The following is a 278-nucleotide window of genomic DNA, read 5'->3' on the forward strand; positions in this document are numbered from 1 at the left end:
CTGTAGCTCAGTTGGTTAGAGCGCACCCCTGATAAGGGTGAGGTCGGCAGTTCGAATCTGCCCAGACCCACCAATTTTGTTATGGGGCCATAGCTCAGCTGGGAGAGCGCCTGCCTTGCACGCAGGAGGTCAACGGTTCGATCCCGTTTGGCTCCACCATTTACTGCTTCTGTAAAGCTTAGAAATGAGCACTCCATCAAGCGATGGTGAGTGTTGATTTCTGATCTTTGATTAGAAAGTTTAATCGTTTTAATCGTTCTTTAAAAATGTGGGTATGT

The 278-nt window shown here is 47.5% G+C and carries 1 tRNA gene; it reads left to right on the plus strand.

The features are described from left to right. Nucleotides 1-83: 83 nt before the first annotated feature. Nucleotides 84-159: transfer RNA gene (locus QN378_RS23375), tRNA-Ala, on the plus strand. Nucleotides 160-278: the final 119 nt, after the last annotated feature.

This window comes from Pseudomonas sp. 10S5 (assembly GCF_035019745.1).
Classification (GTDB): Bacteria; Pseudomonadota; Gammaproteobacteria; order Pseudomonadales; family Pseudomonadaceae; genus Aquipseudomonas.